The 21,043-nt window shown below is 74.0% G+C and carries 8 protein-coding genes; 3 read left to right on the forward strand and 5 right to left on the reverse strand.

The genetic code is table 11. From position 1 onward, the window contains the following. Positions 1-20 precede the first annotated feature (20 nt). Genes ACQPZ4_RS27070 through ACQPZ4_RS27080 form a run of 3 tightly spaced genes read right to left on the reverse strand, consistent with a single transcriptional unit; the run spans position 21 to position 13,172 of the window. Complete coding sequence (locus ACQPZ4_RS27070; protein WP_433040908.1) at positions 21-5,285, reverse strand: non-ribosomal peptide synthetase/MFS transporter; 5,265 nt, start codon at positions 5,283-5,285, stop codon at positions 21-23. Beyond that, entirely contained in the window at positions 5,282-8,473 is a 3,192-nt protein-coding gene (locus ACQPZ4_RS27075; RefSeq protein ID WP_433040912.1) for a non-ribosomal peptide synthetase, read from the reverse strand. The genes ACQPZ4_RS27070 and ACQPZ4_RS27075 overlap by 4 nt, the downstream gene beginning before the upstream one ends. A 10-nt stretch (positions 8,474-8,483) precedes the next feature. Beyond that, on the reverse strand, positions 8,484-13,172 hold the full coding sequence (locus tag ACQPZ4_RS27080) for an amino acid adenylation domain-containing protein (protein WP_433040915.1): 4,689 nt from the start codon (positions 13,170-13,172) through the stop codon (positions 8,484-8,486). 422 nt (positions 13,173-13,594) lie between these two features. Between ACQPZ4_RS27080 and ACQPZ4_RS27085 the strand changes: the two genes are divergently transcribed. After that, on the forward strand, positions 13,595-16,282 hold the full coding sequence (locus ACQPZ4_RS27085; RefSeq protein WP_433040918.1) for a tetratricopeptide repeat protein: 2,688 nt from the start codon (positions 13,595-13,597) through the stop codon (positions 16,280-16,282). Here the strand turns inward: ACQPZ4_RS27085 and ACQPZ4_RS27090 are convergent, their stop codons facing one another. Further along, entirely contained in the window at positions 16,283-17,143 is an 861-nt protein-coding gene (locus tag ACQPZ4_RS27090) for a lipase family alpha/beta hydrolase (protein ID WP_433040921.1), read from the reverse strand. A 220-nt stretch (positions 17,144-17,363) separates the two neighbouring features. On the opposite strand from ACQPZ4_RS27090, the gene ACQPZ4_RS27095 reads away from it, so the two are divergent. Together ACQPZ4_RS27095 and ACQPZ4_RS27100 are read left to right on the forward strand one after the other, a co-directional pair. After that, a complete protein-coding gene (locus ACQPZ4_RS27095) occupies positions 17,364-17,903 on the forward strand; it encodes a hypothetical protein (protein ID WP_433040924.1) in 540 nt (179 codons plus the stop codon). Between the two features lie 237 nt (positions 17,904-18,140). Then, complete coding sequence (locus ACQPZ4_RS27100) at positions 18,141-19,961, forward strand: glycosyl hydrolase 53 family protein (protein ID WP_433040927.1); 1,821 nt, start codon at positions 18,141-18,143, stop codon at positions 19,959-19,961. Positions 19,962-20,007: 46 nt separating this feature from the next. Here ACQPZ4_RS27100 and ACQPZ4_RS27105 read toward each other — a convergent pair whose 3' ends face one another. Then, entirely contained in the window at positions 20,008-21,036 is a 1,029-nt protein-coding gene (locus ACQPZ4_RS27105; RefSeq protein ID WP_433040930.1) for a LacI family DNA-binding transcriptional regulator, read from the reverse strand. Positions 21,037-21,043: the final 7 nt, after the last annotated feature.

A 21,043-nucleotide genomic window follows, 5' to 3' on the forward strand; every position in this document is an offset into this window, starting at 1 on the left:
CGATGCATACCGTCAGCGGGTCAACCGGTCGATGGACGCACCAGGTGGTCGGCCTCGGCCTGGACCTCGTCCAGCGAGTCGGGAATCTCGGCCCCGGCCGCGGCGTCGGGCAGATCGTCCTCCATCCGGTGCAGGGGGCGGTAGGCGAGGCCGAGCGCGCCCCAGATGACGAGCAGCACGCCGCAGGCGAGCAGGATCAGGCCGGTACCGCGGGCATCCCCGACCCCCACGACCCGCCCGACGGTGCCGGCGAGCGCCCCGCCCGGCCGCAGCAGCGGCGCGACGGCGTCGGTGAACGGCGGCGCGGTCAGGAACGCGACCGGGGTCATCGCCACCGCCAGCATCTGGTTCGTGGCGAGTACCCGGCCCTGCAGTTCCAGGCCGACCTTGACCTGGATGATGGCGAGCCAGTGGGCGTTGAGGACGGTGAGCGAGCCGTACCAGATGAGGCTGCCGACCGCCGCGAGCGCCGTGGAGGGCCGCAGCCCGACGAGCGCCGCGCCGAGGCCGACGCCGATGACGAAGCCGACCATGCCCGTGGCGCGGCGTTGCGCCCCGCCCCACAGCACCATGGCGAGGGCGCCGAGGCCGGCCCCGACGCCGCTGAACGCGGTGACGACGCTGACCGCGGTGGTGCCGCCGAACGCATAGACCGTCGGTACGGTCACGGCGAGGGCGAGCATCGCGAGGTAGTTCTCGACCACGAAGAACACGATCATGATCATGAGCGGGCGGCGCCGGACGAGGTACCGCCAGCCGCCGACGATGGCCCGCACGAAGGTCTCCTCCTGCCGGCGGAAGAGCCGGTCGGGCAGGCGCACCAGCAGCAGCGTGCCGACGCCGACGAGCAGCGACACCACGTCGACGGCGACCACCCACGGCATGCCCAGCGCCGTGATCAGCGCGCCGCCCGCGAGGGGGGCGATGAGCATGCCGATGCCGGGGCCGAGGTTCGCCAGGGCGTTGGCCTGGCCCAGGTACGGCTTCGGCACCAGCTGCGCGACGGCGGCCAGGTAGGCGGGCCGGTGGAAGGCGGTCACCGCGGACAGCAACCCCGCGAGGAGCCCGACGCTCCAGATCTCCAGCCGGCCCAGGGCCAGGAGGGTGACCACGGCGGACATGACCACCGCGCCCGCCCCGTTGCAGGCCAGCATGATCCGCCGCCGGTCGATGCGGTCGGCCACCGCCCCGCCGACGGGCAGCAGCAGGATGGAGGGCAGCAGGGCCAGCATGGTGACGAGGGCATAGTCGGCGACGCGGCCGTTCTGCTGGTACGCCCACACGCCCAGCGCGAACGAGCTCAGCGCGGCCCCGATCAGCGACGTGGTCTGCCCGGCCGTCATCACGTAGAACTCGCGCAGGTCGCGGCGCGCCCGCCCGCCGGTCACCGCGGTGCTGACCGCCTCCGGGGTCCGGCCGGCGCCCCACTCCTGCAGCGCCCCGGCGATCTGTTCGGCCGCGGCCGCCGCCTGGTGCTTGAGGAAGTAGTGCCCGGCCCGGGGCAGCACCGCGAGCGCGACGCGGTCGGCGAACGCGCCCCATTCCGCAAAGCGTTCCTGGTACAGCTCGGTCGAGCGGTCCCGCGCGCCGATCAGGCACAGCACCGGCGCCCGCAGCCGCCTCCGGTCGGGCCGGGTCAGCTCGCGGGTGAACCAGGTCTGCGACTCGTCGACGTCGTGGCGCAGGCTGCGCAGGATCACGCCGGCGTCGAGGCCCTCGTCGTCGTCGAGCCCGCCGAGCGTGCGCAGGAAGTCGCGGTACGCCCGGTCGGAGGTGAACCAGGTGGCGTGGAAGCGCCGGTGCAGCCAGGACGACACCCGCCCGGGCAGCCGCGCCGCCGGGAAGCTGCCGCCGACGACGAGCCCGGCGACCTCGCGGCCCTCGGCCTCCAGGCGCAGCGCGAGCTCGGTGGCGGCCGCCGAGCCGACGCAGTGGCCGTAGACCAGCACCGGGCCGGTCGGCAGGTCCGCCACCACCCGGTCGATCAGCTCGGCCAGCGGCAGCGGCGGCTCCTCGGGCCGGGCCGGGTCGTGCCCGGGCAGCTCGATCGCCAGCACCGCCGCGCCGGGCAGGCGCGCCGCGAGCTCGGTGGCCAGCGGCCCGTACGCCGCGGCCGAGCCGCCGCCGTAGGGCACGCAGACGACGGTCAGGGTCGCCTCGGCCGGGCCGGCGAGGCGGTGCAGCAGCCCGGTCGAGCCGGTGTCGCCGTCGAGGTACGCGGCCAGCTCCCGCACGGTCGGGCTGGTGAACAGGTCGATGACGCGCAGCTGCGGGTCGATGGCCCGCACGGCGCGCACGGCCTTGAACGAGTCGCCGCCGAGGGCGAAGAAGTCGTCGTCGAGCCCGACCTCGGCGCCGTCGAGGACCTCGGCCCAGGCCGCGGCGACCCGCAGCTGCGTCGGGGTTTCAGGGGCGACCCGGGTCGCGGCGCCCGGCGGCTGCGGTGCGGGCAGCGCGGTGCGGTCCACCTTGCCGTTGGCGGTCAGCGGGAGCCGGTCGAGGACCACGAATGCCGAGGGCACCATGTAGTCCGGCAGCCGCTCGCGCAGCGCCGCGCGCACCGCGCCGGGGTCGGCGGTGGCGGGCGTGATCCAGGCGGCCAGCCGCCGGGTGTGGGCCTCGCCGACCGGCAGGACCACGGCCTCGCCGACGCCGGGGACCCCGCGCACGGCGGTGGCGACCTCGTTGAGCTCGACCCGGAAGCCGCGGATCTTCACCTGGTCGTCGACCCGGCCCAGGATCTGCACCAGGCCGTGGGCGTCGCGGCGGACGCGGTCGCCGGAGCGGTACCAACCCTGCTGGAAACGCTCGTCGTGGAGGTTGAGGTAGCCGCGGGCCACGCTGGGGCCGCCGATGCGCAGCTCCCCCGGCACCCCGTCGGGCACCGGACGGCCCGCCCGGTCGGTGATCCGGCATGTGACGTCGGCGAACGGCCGTCCGATGGGGACGGTGCCGATGCGGCGCTCGGCCGGCACCTCGCGCACGTCGCAGCCGAGCACGGAGACGGTCGTCTCGGTCGGGCCGTAGTGGACCTGCACCTCGAGGTCGGGGCGGACCCGCTCGATGCGGTCGACGAGCTCCCACGGGCAGGGTTCGCCGGCCAGGATCAGCAGCTCGCGGGGCAGCAGCGCGGCGAGGTCGCCGTGCGCGGCGAGGAGCTCCAGGTGGCTCGGGACGAGCTTCATCGCGTCGACCGGGTGCTCGGCCAGGTAGGCCGCGAACGCCTCCGGGTCGGTGGCGGTCTCGCGGTCCACGAGGTGGGCCACGCCGCCGGTGGCCAGGGCCCCGAACAGGTTGGTCATGCCGAGGTCGGCGGCGTGGGTGGAGACCAGGGCGTAGGAGCCGTGCGGCCCGATGCGCTCGGCGACCGCGTACAGGTAGTGCACGATGTTGCGGTGCTCGACCATGACGCCCTTGGGCCGGCCGGTCGAGCCGGACGTGAAGATGAGGTACGCGAGGTGGTCCACCGGCACCACCACGGCCTCGGCCGGCTCGCCGGTCACGTCGGCGACGACGATCGCCGCGCGGCCCGGGACACGGCCCGCGAACCCGGCCTCTGTGAGCACGAACCGGACCTGCGCGGCGTCGAGGATCTCCGCGACGCGGCCGTCCGGGTATCCGGGGTCGACGGGCAGGTAGGCGGCGCCGGCCTTGAGGGCGCCGAGCATCGCCACGGGCAGGGCCGTGCCGCGTTCGGTGAGCACCGCGACCGGTTCTTCGGGCCGGACGCCGGCCGCCAGCAGCCGGGCCGCCACCGCCCCGGCGCGCCGGTCCAGTTCCGCGTAGGTCAGCCGCCCGTCGGCGGCGACCACCGCGGTCGCGTCCGGTGTCGACGCGGCGTGCCGGGCGATGAGCTCGTGCAGCGGCCGGTCGAGGGGGTAGGACGCGGGCGGGCCGTCCGGGCCGGGCCGCACCCCGGGCTCCAGCGCCAGCTCGCCGACGGGCCGGTCGGGCTCGGTGACCAGGCCGGTCAGCAGGGCCAGGTACCAGCCGGCCAGCCGCTCGGCAGTCGGCTCGTCGAACAGGTCGGCGCGGTACACCAGCGGGCCGCGGTAGCCGTCGTCCGTTCGCGAGAGGGTGAGGCCGAGGTCGTACTTCGCCGTCTGGTTCGGCAGCTGCACGCCCTGCGCCCGCAGGTCCGGCATGCGCGTGGCCATGGCCGGCTGCTCCAGCACGTTGAGCATCACCTGGAAGATCGGCGTGTGGCCGAGGGTGCGCTCGGGCTGCAGCCGCTCCACGATCCGCTCGAACGGGGTCTCGGACTGGGCGAGCGCGTCGATGGCCGTCGCGCGGACCCGGTCGAGCAACTCCCGGCCGGTCGGGTCGCCGGCGCAGTCGGTGCGCATGACGACGGTACCGATGAAGCAGCCGACCATCCGTTCGAGGTCCGGGTGGTGCCGGCCCGCGACCGGCACGCCGACCGGGATGTCGTCGGTGCCGCACACCCGCGCGAGGAGGGCCTGCAGCGCGGTGAGCAGCACCATGAACGGGGTGGCCCCGCAGGCGTTGGCGAGGGCGGCGATCCGGACGGCGAGCGCCGCGGGTACGTGCACCGCCACCTCCCCGGCCGCGTGCCCGGCGACCGCGGGGCGGGGCCGGTCGGCCGGCAGGTCCAGCACCGGCGCCAGGCCCTGCAGCCGCTCGACCCACCGGTCCAGGGCCGCGGCCGACGGTTCGCGGCCGGCCTGCCAGCGGGCGTAGTCGGCGTACTGCAACCCGGGCGCGTCCGGCGCCGCCCGGCCCTCGACGCGGGCCGCGTACAGCTCGGCGATCTCGCGCAGCGCCAGGTCGACCGACCACTCGTCGAACGCGATGTGGTGCACGACGAGCAGCAGTACGTGCTCGTCCGGCCCCTCGGGGCGGATCAGCGCCCGGAACGGCGGCTCCTGCTCCAGCCGGAACGGCCGCGCCCGGAACGCCAGCAGTTCCCCGCCGGTCTCGACCGGCACGTCGTCGGCGGCGCCGAGCACCGCGGCCGGCACGCCGTCGCGGTCCACGAACCGGGTCCGCAGTACGTGGTGGCGCACCGCGAGGTCGCGGATCGCGGCGGCCAGCGCGGCCACGTCGAGCGGGCCGGTCAGCCGCACGGTGCCGGTCACGTGGTAGGCGTCGCTGTCGGGCTCCAGCTGGTGCAGGAACCACAGCCGGGTCTGGGCCGGCGACAGCGGCGCCGGCGCGTCCCGGTCGGGGGACGCGGGAATGGTACTGGCGGTCCGCGCGGTGTTGCGGCGCGCCGCGGCCAGCCGCTGCTGCAGCGCGGAGCGCTGGGTGTCGGTGACGGTCACGCCGGCGTCTCCTCGTCCGACAGCAGCAGCGTCTCCAGCGCGGCGGCGAAGTTGGCCAGGACGGGCTGCTCGAACTGCAGCCGCACCGGTACCGCGAAGTCGAGCGCGTCGCGGAGCCGGCCCACGACCAGGGTCGCGGACAGGGAGTGCCCGCCCAGGGCGAAGAAGTTGTCGTACACCGACAGCTCGTCGCGGTGCAGCACGCCGCTCCACACTTCGGCGACCAGTTGTTCGGCCTCGGTGCGCGGGGCGACCCGCTGCTGCACCTCGTCCCGCGGCTCGGGCAGCGCGGTGCGGTCGACCTTCCCGGAGGCGTTGACCGGCAGCGCGTCGAGGGTCATCCAGCGCCGCGGCACCATGTAGTCGGGCAGTGCCGCCCGCAGCAGGGTCTCCAGGGCCTGCGTTTCCAGTGCCGAACCCGGCTCCGGTACCACATAGCCGACGAGATGCGCGTCGCCGGTCGGGTCGGCGACGGTGACGACGGCCTCCTTGATGCCAGGCGCCGCGCGCAGCTGCGACTCGATCTCGCCGAGCTCGATGCGGTGCCCGCGCACCTTCACCTGGTGGTCGCGGCGGCCGAGGAAGTCCAGCAGCCCGTCGTTGCGCAGGCGTACGAGGTCGCCGGTGCGGTAGCAGCGCTCGCCGGGGCGGACCGGGTCGGCGACGAACGCGGCCTCGGTCAGGTCGGGCCGGCCGTGGTAGCCGCGGGCCAGCCCGGCCCCGCCGATCCACAGCTCGCCGATGGTGCCGGGCAGCGCGAGCCGGCCGGCGGCGTCCACGACGTAGACCCACTCCCCCGCCATCGGGGTGCCGATCGGCACGGTGTCGCCGACGGGCGCGGTGACCCGGTACATGGTGGACACGACGGCGGTCTCGGTCGGGCCGTAGCCGTTCCAGCACTCGCCGAGCCGGGCGGTGAGCTCGCGGGCGAGGGCCGGGTCGAGGGCCTCGCCGATGGCGACCCCGCGCACCTGCGGCGAGCGCCAGCCGGCGGCGACGAGCATCCGGAACGTGGTCGGGGTCGCGGTCATCACGGTCACGCCCGACTCGGCGATGCGCGCCGCGACGAGGTGCCCGTCGACGGCGACGCCGCGCTCCAGCAGGACGAGGCGGGCGCCCATGCCGAGGCCGCACCACAGTTCGAACCCGGCCACGTCGAACGAGAGCGCGGTCAGGCCGAGCATCACGTCGTCGGGGGTCACCGGTACCAGGTCGCAGTTGGCGGCGACGAACGCGGCGAGCGCGCCGTGGTCGAGCTCGACGCCCTTGGGCCGGCCGGTGGAGCCGGAGGTGTAGAGGATGTAGGCGAGGTCGGCGGGGCCGGGCGCCAGGAGTTCGCCGGGCTCGGTGGCGAGGGCGTCGGCGAGGTCGACGAGGACGGCGCCGGTGCCCTCGACGAGCGGGCGGGCCACGTCGAGGGTCTCCGCGGCCGCGAGGACGACCGTCGCGCCGGAGTCCTGCAGCTGGTACCGCAGCCGCTCCGCCGGATGGTCGGGCTCCAGCGGCACGTAGGCCGAGCCGGCCTGCCAGACGCCGAGCAGCGCGGCGGGCAGGTGCCGGTCGCGGGGCAGGCAGATCCCGACGGGCGTGCCGGGCCCGGCGCCGTGGGCGCGCAGGGCGGTCGCGATCCGGGCGGCGGCCGCGGCCAGGTCGCCGTAGCTCAGGGTGCCGCCGGTGGCGTCGACGGCGATCGCGGCGGGGCGGGCGGCGGCCTGGGCGAGGACTGCCCGCAGTACCGTGGCGGCGGCATTTTCGGGCAGGGCGGGACCGGTGCCGAGGGCGATCAGCTCGGCCCGCTCGGCGCCGTCGAGCAGGTCGAGCTGGGAGAGCGGGCGGTCGGGCTCGGCCAGCATCCCGTCGAGCAGGGCGAGCAGCCAGCGGGACCAGCGCTCGACGGTCGCCCGGTCGAACAGGTCGCGGCGGTAGTGCAGCTCGCCCTCGTACCCGGCGCCCTCGGCCTGCAGCGACAGGCTCAGGTCGAACTTGTTGAAGTCGAGCGGGGCGTCGAGCCGCTCGGTGCGCACGCCCGGCAGCACCGGGTCGTGCTGGGCGGTCTCGAGCAGGTACAGCATCGACTGGAAGATCGGCGTCGTGGCGGTGGAGCGCTCGGGGGCGACGGCCTCCACGACCCGCTCGAAGGGCGCGGTGGCGTGCGCGAAGGCTTCGAGGGTGGTCTCCCGGACGCGGTCGAGCAGCTGCCGGCCGGTCGGGTCGCCGGACAGGTCGGTGCGCATCACGAGGGTGTTGATGAAGCAGCCGACGACGCTCTCGGTCGCGCGGTGGTGGCGCCCGGACTCGGGCACGCCGACCGCGACGTCCTCGCTGCCGCCGAGCCGGCTCAGCAGCGCCTGCCAGGCCGCGAGGACCACCATGAACGCCGTCGCGTTGCCCTCCCGGGCCGTCTCACGGATGCGCTCGGCCAGGGCCGGGGACAGCTCGAAGGGCAAATAGCCGCCGCTCCAGTCGGCGACGGCCGGATAGGGCCGGTCGACGGGCAGCGGCAGCACCGGGGCGAGCCCGGCGAGCCGCTCGACCCACCAGCCGACGTGGTCGTCCCCGGTCCGCGTGGACTGCCATTCGGTGATGTCGGCGTACTGCAACCGCGGCGCGGCCGGCGCCGCCCCCTGCCCGAGCCGGGCGGCGTAGAGCGCCCCGAGCTCGTCGAAGAGCAGCCCGTGCGACCAGGCGTCGGTGGCGATGTGGTGCACGGTCAGGGCCAGCACGTGCTGCTCGGCGCCGAGCCGGAACAGCGCGGCCCGCATCGGCGGCTCACGGTCCAGCGCGAACGGCCGGCTCACCTCGGTGCGCAGCGCCGCGTCCAGCTCAGCCTCGTCGATGTCCACAAGGGACAGTTCGATCCGGTCCGCCGGTACCGCGATCGCGTGCCCGGGCGGCGCGATGACGCTGCGCAGGACCTCGTGCCGCTCGGCGACCTCGCGCAGCGCGGCCAGCAGCGCGGCGGCGTCGAGCGGGCCGGTCAGCCGCAGGACCGAGGGCACGTGGTAGATCGACGGGTTGTTCTCGAACTGCGCGTTGAACCACAGCCGGGCCTGCGACGGCGACAGCGGCTGCGGCGCGTGCGGGTCGGCCCGGCGCGGGATCTCCGCGTCGGCCCGGGCGGCGGCGCGGGCGGCCGCGACCCGCCGCTCCATGAGGGACCGTAAGGTGTCCTGGTCAGACAAGGTCATCGTGATTTCCCTATATGCCAGTGGCCGGTTCGGCCACGATCTCGTCCATGACAAGCCGCTCGAGCTGCCCCGCGAAGCTCGCGAGGACCGGATGGTCGAACAGCAGCCGCACGGGAACCGCGCAGCCGAGCGTCTCGCGCAACCGGCCGACGGCCCGGGTCGCGGCGAGCGAGTGCCCGCCGAGCCCGAAGAAGCTGTCGTCGGCCCCGATGCGGTCGGTGGTGAGGATCTGCGCCCAGACGTCGGCGACCAGCTGCTCCATGACGGACTCGGCCGGCCGGTGCGGCCGGTCCTCGCCGGGCTCGGGCAGCGCGCCGAGGTCGACCTTGCCGCTGGGCGTCATCGGCAGCGCGCCGAGCACCACCCAGCGGTGCGGCACCAGGTACGCGGGCAGGTGGGCGCGCAGATGGTCGGCGGCCTGGTCGGCGGTGACGGGCCCGGCGACGTAGCCGATGAGGTGCGCCTCCGCGCCCTGCCCGCGGGCGACGACGACGGCGTGCTCGACGTCGGGGTGGGCGCGCAGGACGGCCTCGATCTCGCCGAGCTCGACCCGGTACCCGCGGATCTTCAGCTGGTGGTCGCGGCGGCCGACGAACACGATCTCCCCGTCCGCGCGGCGGTGGACGAGGTCCCCGGTGCGGTAGCAGCGGCCGCCGGGCACGACGGGGTCGGGCACGAACGCGGCCGCGGTCAGGTCCTGCCGGTTGTGGTAGCCGATGGCCGGGCCGGCGCCGCCGATCCAGAGCTCGCCGGGGACGCCCGCCGGGACGAGCCGGTCGAGGGCGTCCATGACGTAGAGGCGCTCGCCGGGCATCGCGTGGCCGATCGGCACGGCTTCGCCGACCTCGTGCACGCGGTACGCGGTCGACAGCACCGTTGCCTCGGTCGGGCCGTAGGTGTTCCACAGCTCGCCGACCAGCGGGAGCAGCTCGCGGGCCAGGGCGGGGTCGAGGGTCTCGCCGGCGGCCCACACGCGCAGGTCGTCGCCGCCGGTCCAGCCTGCGGCGAGCAGCGTGCGGAGGATGGTCGGCGGCACGTTCATGACGGTCACGCGGTGCTCGGCGATCTGGCGGCGCAGGCGGTAGCCGTCGACGGCGCTGTCGCGGTCGACGACCACGCAGGACGCGCCGGTGCCGAGCGAGGACCAGATCTCGGCGCAGGAGACGTCGAAGCTGAGGGTGGCGACGGCGAGCATCCTGTCCCCGGGGCCGAGGCCGGGTTCGACGCGGAGCGCTTCGGTGAGGGCGGCGAGGCTGGACTGGGCGACGGCGACGCCCTTCGGTTTGCCGGTCGAGCCCGAGGTGTACAGGAGGTAGGCCCGGTCTTCAGGCCCGACAACGGGCAGCACGGCGGCGACCGCTGCAGGTGTCCGGTCGAGGTCCAGCGCGGCCGGTCCGGCGGCTGAGGCGGTCGTGGTGCGGCACAGGACGGTTGTCGCGCCGCCGTCCGCGACCAGCCAGGCCAGGCGGCCGGGCGGGAGTTCCGGTTCCAGCGGGAGGTAGGCCGCGCCGGCCCGCCACACGCCGAGCAGCGTTGCCGGCACGCGGTGGTCGCGGGGCAGGCACACGCCGACGACGTCGCCCTGCTCGATGCCGCGGTCCAGCAGGATCGCGGCGATCGCGGCCGAGTCGTCCCACAGCTGCCGGAACGTCATCTCCCCGTCGGCGCCGACGACGGCGACCTCGTCGGGGCGCTGCCGCACCTGCCGTTCGATCGCCTCGACGGCCGTGGCCGGCGCGCCTTCCGGGATCGGCGGGCCGGCGGCCAGATCCAGCAGGTGCGCCTCCTCGGCCGGGGTGACCAGCGGCACGCGGTGCAGGGGGCGGTCGGGGTCGGCGGTGACCTCGGCGAGCGTGCGCAGGAGCCGGTCGGCGAACGCCTCCACCCAGGCGCGGGTCGTCAGGCCGGTGTCGTACTCCACCTGCAGCTCGACGCCGTCGGCCGTCTCGTTGACGAAGACGGTCAACGGGTTCTGCGCGCCGCCGCAGCCCAGCTCGCCGAGCAGCTCCAGCCGCACTCCGTCCCGCTCGACCCTTACCGGCATCCCGGCCGGCTGCACGGACAGCACGACCGGAGTCAGCATCGACCCGCGCGACTGCGAGCCGACGGCGGCGAACAGCTCGTCCGTCGACGGCCGGGGCCGGTCCAGCGCCCGGGCGGTCGCCGCCGACGCGGCCGCGACCGTGGTCCTTACCGTTGCCGCGGGATCCAGTCGCAGCCGGATCGGCAGGACGTCGACGAGCGGGCCGATGACCCGGTCCAGTTCGGGCCCGGCGCGGCGGGCCGCGACGACGCCGACAAGGACATCCCGGCGGGCGGTGAGGCCAGCGAGGAGCAGCCCGAGGGCGCTGAGCCAGTCCGCGAACGCGGCGGCGCCGTTCGGGACGGGGCGGGTGATGCGCTCGCCGTGGAAGCTGCCGGTCCCGGAGAACAGCTCACTGGGCGGCGACGCCCCGGCCAGCTCGTCCCGCCAGGCGTCGGTCGCGCCGTGCTGTGTGAGTGCGAGGTCGCCGACCTGTACTGGCGGCGGCGCCACGGTGCCGGGCGCGGCCAGCTCCGTGGCGAGCTCGGTGAGGAACGCGCCGGTGGACCAGCCGTCGAAGGCCAGGTGATCGGCGACGACCACCAGCTCTGAGAGGTCTTTGGCCAGCCGGATGAGCGCGACCCGCAGCAGCGGTTCGGTACCGGTCAGGTCGAAGGCGTGCCGGGCGATCGCGGCTGCGGGTCCGTCGCGCAGGTCGTGCTCGATGACGGGAACGTCGGTCCACCCGCCCACGACGGCGATCGGCTCACCGTCGCGCTCGACGATCCGGCTGCGCAGTACCTCGTGCCGCGACACCACCGCCGCGAGGGCCGAACGCAGCGCGGGCACCTCGACCGGCCCGGTGAGCCGGACCCGGAACGCCACCGTGGTCGCCTGCGGCACCGAGCCGAGCTGCCGCAGTGTCCACAGGCCGCGCTGGGTCGGCGTCAGCGGGTACTCCAGGACGCCCTCATGCCGCACCGGTCCACCCGCGGCCGGCGTCGAGGTTGTCCGGATGAGTGCGGCGAGGGCGGCGACGGTCGGATCAGCCAGAAACCCGGCCAGTGGCACCGTCGTCGCGTACTCCCGCCCGGCCAGCGCGCAGACCCGGGCCGCGGCGAGGGAGTGCCCGCCGAGGTCGGTGAACCGGTCGTCGACCCCGATCTCGTCGATGCCCAGCACGCCGCCGACGATCGCGGCGAGCCGCTCCTCGACGGGCGTGCGGGGCGCGACGAACTCGGTCTCTTCCGCGCGCCGGGCCGCGAGCGCCGGCAGGGCGACCCGGTCGATCTTGCCGTTCGGGCTCAGCGGCAGCCGCTCGCCGATCGCGAACCGGGTCGGCACCAGGTGCTCCGGCACCCGCCGCCGCAGCCACGCCCGCAGGTCCCGCTCGTCGAGGCCGGTCGCCTCCACATGCCCGACGAGGTACGACACCCCGTCCCCGTCGGCGGCCGCAACGACAGCGGCGCGGCGCACGGCCGGGTGGCCCGCGAGCACCGCCTCGACCTCGCCGGGCTCGACCCGGTACCCGCGGATCTTCACCTGGTCGTCGGCGCGCCCGGCGAAGCGCAGCACGGCCCCGTCGGCGCGGACGAGGTCGCCGGAGCGGTACCAGCCGTCGCCGAACCCGCCGCGGTCGCGGTTGAGGTAGCCGCGGGCGACCACCGGCCCGCCGATCCACAGCTCCCCCAGCTCGCCGTCGCCGACCGGCCGCCCGTCGCCGTCGCGCACGGACAGGACGGCACCCGCGATCGCCTGCCCGATCGGCGGCTCGCCGGTGTCGTCCCGGCCGACCTCGGCGATCGCGCACGTCGTGGTGCACTCGGTCGGGCCGTAGAGGTTGAGCACCCGGCGTACTCCCGGGTTGGCGTAGATCCGCTCGACGAGGGCCCGGGTCAGCGGCTCCCCGCCGGCGAACACGGCCCGCACGCCGTCCGGCAGCGGCTCGCGCAACAGGGCGGCGAGCGCGGACGGTACACCGTAAACGGTCCTGACCTCGTCGCGGGCCGGCAGCGCGGGCAGCGCGAGCACGTTCTCGGCGAGGATGACCGTGCCACCGGTCGCGAGGGGCAGGAACAGCTGGGTGATCGACGGATCGAAACAGATGGACGCGGTGGCGAGCATGCCGCTGAGCTCTTCCGCGGTGTAGGCCCCGGCCTCGTACCGCAGCAGGTTCATGGTGTTGCGGTGCTCGACGACGACCCCCTTGGGCCGGCCGGTGGAGCCCGACGTGTAGATGACGTACGCGGCGTCGCTGCCGTCGCCGGGCCGCTCGAGCGGCGTCGCATCGGCGTCCGCGGCGATCTCGTCGACGTGCACCGCGACGGCGTCCAACCCGGGCAGCGCCGTGCCGCGCGTGGTGGCGACGAGCCGCATCTTCGTGTCGGCGGCGATGTACGCCAGCCGCTCGGCCGGGTACGCCGGGTCCATCGGCACATAGGCGGCCCCGGTCTTCAGCACGCCCAGCAGCGCGGGCAGCAGGTGCTCGTCGCGGCCCAGGCACACGCCGACGAGCGCACCGGGCCCGGCTCCCGCCGCGGCCAGTACCCGGGCGATCCGGTTCGCGCGGGCGTCGAGTTCCGCGTAGCGCATACGGACGGCGCCGGCGATGACGGCAACCCGGTCCGGCGTGCGCCTCGCCTGCGCTTCGACCTGTTCGTGGACACGCTGAAACACGCGCAGCCCTCCCCAAATTCGGACGGCCGTGCGTTAGCCGTTTTCCTGATGGAAATAATGCCGCATCAATTCAAGGCCATACTCGGCCACATCAACTACGATAAATGTCCCGCGATCGCCGCAAACGCGGCCTCACCTCGCCGAACCGGCAGCGGGTGGCCTGCGGGAAGGCCAAACCCTAGTCAGCACCCTAGCGGCGATTTGATCAGAATCGCCCGACGTGCGAGTCCAAGCACCTGGCACGAATTGGGGTTGCGGCGCCGTTGACGCGGCCGGCTATGCGGTGCATCCCTTCACTTCGAAGCGCTGGTTCGTCTGGCTGATTGTTGGATGTGAGTCCGGGACCGGGACCGCCACAGTGGTCGGTGAGGCATCGACGCGTGGAGAGGGTCGCCGTGGCTGCTGGCCGGTCGGTGGGTTGGTTGGGTCGGCGCGGACTGGTCGCGATCGGCGTCGGGCTGGTCCTCGCGGGCGGCGTGACCGCGGCTCTGGCGAACTTCGTACCGTGGTTCGCGGCGGCGGGTCTGGGGGCGCTGTCGGGTGCCGGCGGCCTGTACGGGGGTGCGCTGCTCCAGCGCCGCGGCGGTGCCCAGCAGCGGGAGGCCGCATGGCGGGCGGTGACGACGCCTGGCCCCGACGGCGACGCGGCCGACGCCGACGACACCGTGGGCGGGCTGCTGTCGGCGGGCCGGGCACTGGTGCCGTACAGCGTGCTGCACGAACCGCTCGCGGCCCGGGTGGTGCGGTGGGCCGACGGCGGCGGGGATGTGGCCGAGCGCGTGTTGCACGTGGACGGGCCGCCCGGCGTGGGCAAGACACGGCTGCTGGTGGAGGCGGCCGGCCGCAGTCCGGTGCGGTTCGGCTGGGTGCGGCCAGGATGCGGGGTTCCGGCGGTGGCGGCGGCGGCCGCGCTGGACGAGCCGGTCATCCTGGTGCTCGACGACGCGGAAACGCGCGACGACGTGGCCGCCGCGTTGACGGCCTGGTCGGATCTGGACAGTCCGAAGGTCCGGCTGGTGGTGGCCGGGCGGGTCGACCGGGTGTGGTGGTCGGGCCTGCGAACGGGACTGCCGGGCCGGGTCGTGCTGCTGCTGCCGTACCAGGCGCAAATGACGGTGCCGGGGTTGGTCAGCGACGACGAGGGTCAGCGGCAGATGTTCACGCGGGCCCTGCGCTACTTCACGGCGGCGGGCGCGCCGGTACCGAAGGCGGTGTGGCAGCCGGTGCAGCCCCCGCCGTCGACCGCGTTGCTGCACGCCGGCGCGGCCTGGGCGGCGCTGACCGGCACAGCCGGGCTGGTCGATGCCGCAGCGGTCGTCGACGCGGTGTTCGAGGCCGAGCGCGATCGGTGGCTGGCCGCGGCGAAGCGGGCCGGGCTCGGCGGGCTGCCGCTGCGGCTGTTCGACCAGGCCGTGGTGCTGGCCGCTCTGGTCGGTGCGACCGACGCGGACGCGGCACACCGGCTCATGGCCCACCTTCCCGGCTTCAAGCCCGGGGACGGCGAGGTCGCCGAGCGCATGGCGGACTGGTTGCGCGGGGTGTACCGGCAGCAGGAGCCGGACTGGCTGGCCCCGTTCCTTCCGGCACTGCTGCTGGAGCGGTACGCCGCCGACATGGTCGCCGGCGTACCGGCCTTGGCGAACTCGGTGAGCGAGGCGACGCGCGACGACCCGGCCCGGGGTGAGCGAGTGATGGTCATGCTCAGCCGGGCCGCGGCGCACACCGGCACGGCGAAGCTCGCGCTCGCGGCACTGCTGCGCCTCGACCCGTACCGGATGATCGCCACCGCGATCACGGTCGCGAGCCAGCTCACCTCCCCGTTGGATGCCCTGATCACGGCGTACCTGACCGAAGAGGGCGCCGGCCCGTTCACCGCGGCGGAAATCCGGCAGCTGTACGACATGGTCCCGCGCTCGGCCGAGGAGCTGATGTCGAGCAGCACCACGACGCTCCTGCGTCAGTACATCGCCGACCCGTCGGTGGACCCCGACGCTCCCGATACCCTGGCCGCACGCCTGCGCCTGGCGCGGGTGCTGCGAGACTCCGGTCTCCTCGGTGACGGCCGGCTCGCCGAGGCGGAGGCCGAATACCGTGTGGTGCTGGCCGTGCAGTCCCGGACGCTGGGCGACGAACATCCCGACACCCTGAGCACCCGGACTGACCTTGCTCGCGTCGTCGAAGAACAGGGCCGGTTCGCCGAGGCGGAGTCTGAGTACCGGGCGGTCCTCACTGTCAGGTCCACGGTACTCGGCGTCGAGCACGCCGACACGCTGTCGGCCCGTGGCAACATCGCCAACACGCTGCTGGCGCAGGGCCGGTTCACCGAGGCCGAGGCCGAGTACCGTGAGGTGATCGACGTGCAGATCCGTCTCCTGGGCCCCGAGGATCCCGAGACGCTCAGCGCTCACCACAATCTCGCCAACGCGGTGTTTCATCTGGGCCGCTTCACCGAGGCAGAGGCCGAGTTCCGCGAGGTGCTCGATCGACGTGTCCAGGTCGTAGGCGCGAACCACCCGTACACCCTGACGACCCGCAGCAACCTCGCCGGCGCACTGCGGGAGCAAGGCCGGTTCGCTGAGGCCGAAACCGAGTATCGCAACATCCTCGACGTCCAGACCCGGATGCTGGGCGCCGCACACGCCACCACGCTGAGCATGTACCACAACCTCGCTCTCGTGCTGGCCGACCAGGGCCGGCTCGAGGAGGCCGAGGTCGCGTACCGCGAGGTGCTCGTTGCCCAGACCTGGGTGCTGGGCAACGAGCATCCCGAAACGCTGCGCACCCGCAGCAACCGCGCCATCGTGCTGATGAAGCAGCGCCGGTTCGCCGCGGCGGAGGCCGAGTACCGCGCGATCCTCGCCCCGCAGAGCCGGGCCCTGGGCGCCGAACACCCCGAGGCGCTGATCGTCCGCCACAACCTCGCCCTGGTGTTGGAGAAACAGGGCCGGGTCGCCGAGGCGGAGGCCGAGTACCGCGACGTGCTGCTCGTGCAGACCCGGGTCCTCGGCGCGGAGCATCCGCACAGCTCAATCACCCGCGAAAATCTTGCCTCACTGCTCCGTGCACAGGGCCGGGAGGATGTCGCCGAGAGCGCCGAGCCGGCGGCCTGATCAGGCGCTCTTGGCGCTCGCGGAGAGCACGAGCTTGGTGACGGCCTCCGGATGGCTGACCATCACGGCGTGCGAGCTGCGGATCTCCACCGTCGTGGCCCCGGCCCGGGCGGCCATCGCCCGTTGCGCGGCCGGCGGGATGGCCTGGTCGTCGCGCGTGACGAGGTACCACGACGGAATGCTCGTCCAGGCCGCCGGACCGGACGGCTCACCGAGCGCGATCAGCGTGGCCGGACGCTGCGAGGCGGCCATCACCGCGGCCCGCCCGGCCGGCACGTCGGCGGCGAAGATGCGGCGGAACTGGTCGAGCTTGAGGTACACGTCCTGGTCCGTGGCGCCGCTGGCCGGATCGATCACCGGGGCGCCCGGGTACGGCCGCAGGTCGATGTATGGCCGCAAGTCGCCGCTCGCGCCACCGAGGTGGTTCGCGCCGTCGACCGACTCGCCCGCGGCCAGGGCGTAGGCGGCGATGTACACCAGCGCCTTGACGTTCGGGTTGCCGGTGGCGGCATCGGTGATGACCGCGCCGCCGTAGGAGTGCCCGACGAGCACGATGGGGCCGGAGATGGTGGACAGGAACGAGCGGAGGTACGCCGCGTCGCTGGACACGCCGCGCAGCGGGTTGGGCGGGGCGAGCACCGGGTACCCGCGGCGCTGCAGGTCCGCGATGCTGTCGGCCCAGCCGGACGCGTCGGCGAAGGCACCGTGCACGAACACGACGGTCGGTTTCGGGGCCGGACGGCCCCCGGCCGCGGCGCTGCCCGCGGCGGTCAGGGACAGGCCCAGCAGGACCGCGACCACGGCGGCGATGCCAGCCAGGGTGCGCCTGAACCTGGGAATGAAGGCGGTGTGGGTCACCATGTGTGCTCCTCGGACTCGATAATCGACAGCCGTGACGCTAGGCCGCGCGGCGGCGGCGCCGCTTCTGTCGCATGACCCAATCCGAGCGCATCTGCGCTCTCGCCGGCGGTGCCGGCAGCCGGGTCCGCGCCGCGGTGGGATCGGCTGTGCACGGCTGCTCACACGGCAGCACCCCGGGCTTTGGTTTCGGGCGGTCCGGCCGGCGGGTACCAGCGCCGGCATGGATCGTCATTTCGTCAAGGCGCTGCTGTTCGCCTGGGACCGGGCCGAGTTCCGGGCCGGCCTGCAGCATCTGATCGACCTCGACGAGGTGACGAGCCTGCTGGCCGCCCTGTCGGTCGAGGACCACGACCACGACGTCGAGCGGCGCGTGATGGACCTGCTGCGCTCCGGCCTGGACACGGCCGAGATCCGCCACGCGACGCTGTTGCTCGTCGAGGACGACGACGTCCGGCACAACCTCGCGGCCGGGATCGCCGCCAGTCTCGCCGACCGGCCGGAGCTGGCCGGGGCGATCCGGTCCGCGCTGGACGATCCGCAGGTGCGGGCCGAGTTGCGGGAGGCGCTCGAGTCGGCGCCGCTGCGGGCGGTGATCTGGCAGGTGGCCGAGCACCAGTTCGAGGGCCGTCGATGGGCGCTGATCCGGTCGGCGGTGCTGCTGCTGGTACGGCATCGCCACGCCCGCCGGCTCGCGCTGGCGCTGCGCCGCCACGGGGTCGTCCGTGCACTGCGCCGTCCGGAGCCGGGTCCGGGCGCGTGAGATCCCGGAAGACGATGAGCGAATCACCGTCATCGCACACAAGGTTTCAGGACGTTTCATCGCTCTGGTGGTGGTCTGATTCGTCATGCATGATGGCCCGAAATCTCCGGACGAAGGATTGCCACCATGCATGGTCAATCACGACGCTGGATCTCTGCCTGCACCGCGGTCGTCGCCGCCACGGCTTTCGCCCCGGCACAACCTGCCGCCGCCAACGAAACCCCGCCAGTCCAGGGCGTGGCGAGCAACATCGCCGGGAAGCCGTGGGTGACGTACTCGGCCAGTTCGGGGCAGGCGAGCGCGCGGCTCGCCGCGGACTCCGATGCGGCTACGGCGTGGCAGCCGACCGGGCGCGGCCCGCAGTGGCTGCGGCTGGACCTCGGTGGCGCCTACGACAACCTGCGCGAGGTTCGCGTGGTGTTCGCGGGCGCGAGAACGACGAGCCGCTACGTCGTGGAGGCCTCCGCGAACGGCGCCACCTGGACGGCGGTCGCTGACCAGAACCGCCACGCGTTCAGCCGCCCCGGCATCCGGTACCTGCGCATCAAGCTCACCGGAGCACCGGTCGGTATCGCGGAGGTCGAGGTCTACAACTACCTGCGTTCGGACCTCGTCGTCGGGGCTGACATCTCCTACGCCGACCAGGACGACAACCAGGACCACCTCACCTACTACGTCGACGACCCGGCTTCGGCGACCGACGTGCTCACGTCCGCGCGCAACGCCGGGATGCGGTACGTGCGGCTGCGCGTCTTCAACACCCCGCGCGACGAGAAGACCGGCGCCTATCTCGACCCCGCCTATCAGGGGCCGGATCGCACCCTCGCGGTCGCCAAACAGGTGAAGAAGCTGGGCATGGGGCTCGGGGTCGACCTGCACTACTCCGACTCGTGGGCCGACCCGAGCAAGCAGGCCAAGCCCGCCGCCTGGGCCGCACTGCCGTTCGACCAGCTCGTGACCGCGGTCCACGACTACACGCGCGATGAAATCCAACGGCTCGTGGCGCAGGGCACCGTGCCCGACAAGGTGGCGATCGGCAATGAGCTGATCAAGGGGTTCCTGTGGGGGTCGGAGCGGCCCGGGCCGTGGTTCACCGACCCCGCCGACTGGTGCTACGACTGCTACTTCAACCACGATCCCGCGTACGGCGCGCAGCCCGGCGGTGGCATCGCCTGGGACGACTGGCAGTCGACCGACCCGGCGCGGCGGGCCGACTACGAGGCGTCGTGGGACCGGTTCGCGACCCTGCAGGCGGCCGGGATCCGGGCCGTGCGGGAGGTCGCCGCGGCCAACCACCTCCGAATCGGCGTCGAGACGCACGTGATCATCGACAATGGACAGTTCGAGCGGACCCGAGAGTTCTGGCGGCAGTACCTGCACCGCCTGCACGCCAAGGGCCAGGACATCGACGTCATGGGGTTCTCGTACTACTCGGAGTGGCACGGCACGCCGGACGTCTTCGAGGCGCAGCTGCAGACCCTCGCCGCCGAGCACCCGGGCTACAAGGTTGACATCGCGGAGACCGCGCATCCGTCGGCGTTCTCCGATCCGATTCCGAACTCGCCGTACCCCGTGTCCGTGCAGGGCCAGCAGGACGCGCTGCTGCGGGTGTTCCGGATGGCCAACGACCTGCCCGACAACCGAGGGCTCGGCGTGCTCGTCTGGGAGCCGGCGCACTTCCAGTCGATGGTGAACTGGTCGACGTCCGCCTGGCCGGTGCTGCAGTGGAACTCCTCCATCAACGCGTACGGCATGGTGCCGCCGCCCGCCCCGACCGCGGTGCGGCTGCAGCCGGGCGACGGGCGGATCACGGTGACGTTCCGGGCGCCGACGGGCGGGAATCCGGAGCACATGCAGTACCAGATGAGCCTGGACAATGGCGCGACCTGGCGGACTCCCGAAGTGGCGGTGGACAGCGACGGCACGGTCGCGGCGAGCCTCACGGGGCTGCGCAACGGGGTGCGCTACACCGTGGCGGTCCGCGCCGTCAGCGCGCTCGGTGGACCCGGCGCCCCGGCCGCCGCCGGAGTGGTCGTGCTCAGGCCGACTCGCGGATGACGAGTGCGGACCCCGGCGCCCCGGCCCCGGCCGGGTGTGGTCGCGCTCAGGCCGACTCGCGGATGACGAGTTCGGTGGGGACGACGACGGCCGCCGGGGACTCCCCCTCGATCAGGCCGAGGAGGATGCGCACCATTTCGGCGCTGATCCGCGGGTATGGCTGGCGGATCGTGGTCAGCGGCGGCTGGGTGCCGGCCGCCACCTGGCTGTCGTCGAACCCGCCGACGGCGACGTCGGACGGGACGCGTTTGCCGGCGCTGTAGAGGGCGTTGAGCGCGCCGGCGGCCATCAGGTCGGAGGCGACGAAGACCGCGTCGAGGTCCGGGGCCTGCTCCAGCAGCCGGACCATGGCCGCCTCGCCGCCGGCGCGGGTGTAGTCGCCGTTGGCGATCAGGGCCGGGTCGGCGTCGTCGCCGAGGGCGTCGCGGTAGCCGGCGAGGCGTTCGGTGCCGCCCGGGGTGTCGAGCGGGCCGGTGATGGTGGCGATCCGGCGGCGGCCGGTGGAGCGCAGGTAGTCGACCATCTGGTGGGCGCCGTCGCGGTCGTCGGCGGCGACGTAGGCGGTGCGGCGCTCATAACCGAGGGGCTTGCCGCAGGCGACGACGGGCAGGCCGCGGTCGAGCAGTTCGGGGATGAGCGGGTTGCCGCGGTGCGTGGAGACGAGCAGCGCGCCGTCGACGTGGCCGGCGGTGAGGTACCGGCCGATGCGTTTGCGGTCCTCGATGCTGCTGGCCAGGGTGAGCAGCAGGGTGATGTCGTGCCGCGCCAGGGCCTCGGTGCAGCCGTGCAGCAGGACGTTGAAGTTCGGGTCCTCGAAGAGGCGGTCCTGCGGCTCGGAGAGGATGAACGCCACGGACCCGGAGCGCTGGGTGACGAGGCTGCGCGCGTGCTGGTTGACCACGTAGCCGGTCTTGCGCATGGCGCGTTCGACGGCGGCCTGCGCGGTGTCGCTGACGTCCCGGCCGCCGTTGAGGACCCGGGATACGGTACCCCGCGACACCCCGGCCGCCGCCGCCACGTCGTTGATCGTGGGGCGGCGGACGGGCTGCCGCCGGGGTTCGCGTGCGTTGGTCATGGGGCAG

The organism is Dactylosporangium sp. CS-033363 (assembly GCF_050942475.1).
In the GTDB taxonomy this organism is placed as follows: Bacteria; Actinomycetota; Actinomycetes; order Mycobacteriales; family Micromonosporaceae; genus Dactylosporangium.

Coding starts and splice junctions, on each gene's coding strand:
- ACQPZ4_RS27090 (WP_433040921.1), bottom strand. CDS start 17,143: ATGGTGACCCACACCGCCTTCATTCCCAGGTTCAGGCGCACCCTGGCT.
- ACQPZ4_RS27095 (WP_433040924.1), top strand. CDS start 17,364: ATGGATCGTCATTTCGTCAAGGCGCTGCTGTTCGCCTGGGACCGGGCC.
- ACQPZ4_RS27105 (WP_433040930.1), bottom strand. CDS start 21,036: ATGACCAACGCACGCGAACCCCGGCGGCAGCCCGTCCGCCGCCCCACG.
- ACQPZ4_RS27075 (WP_433040912.1), bottom strand. CDS start 8,473: ATGACCTTGTCTGACCAGGACACCTTACGGTCCCTCATGGAGCGGCGG.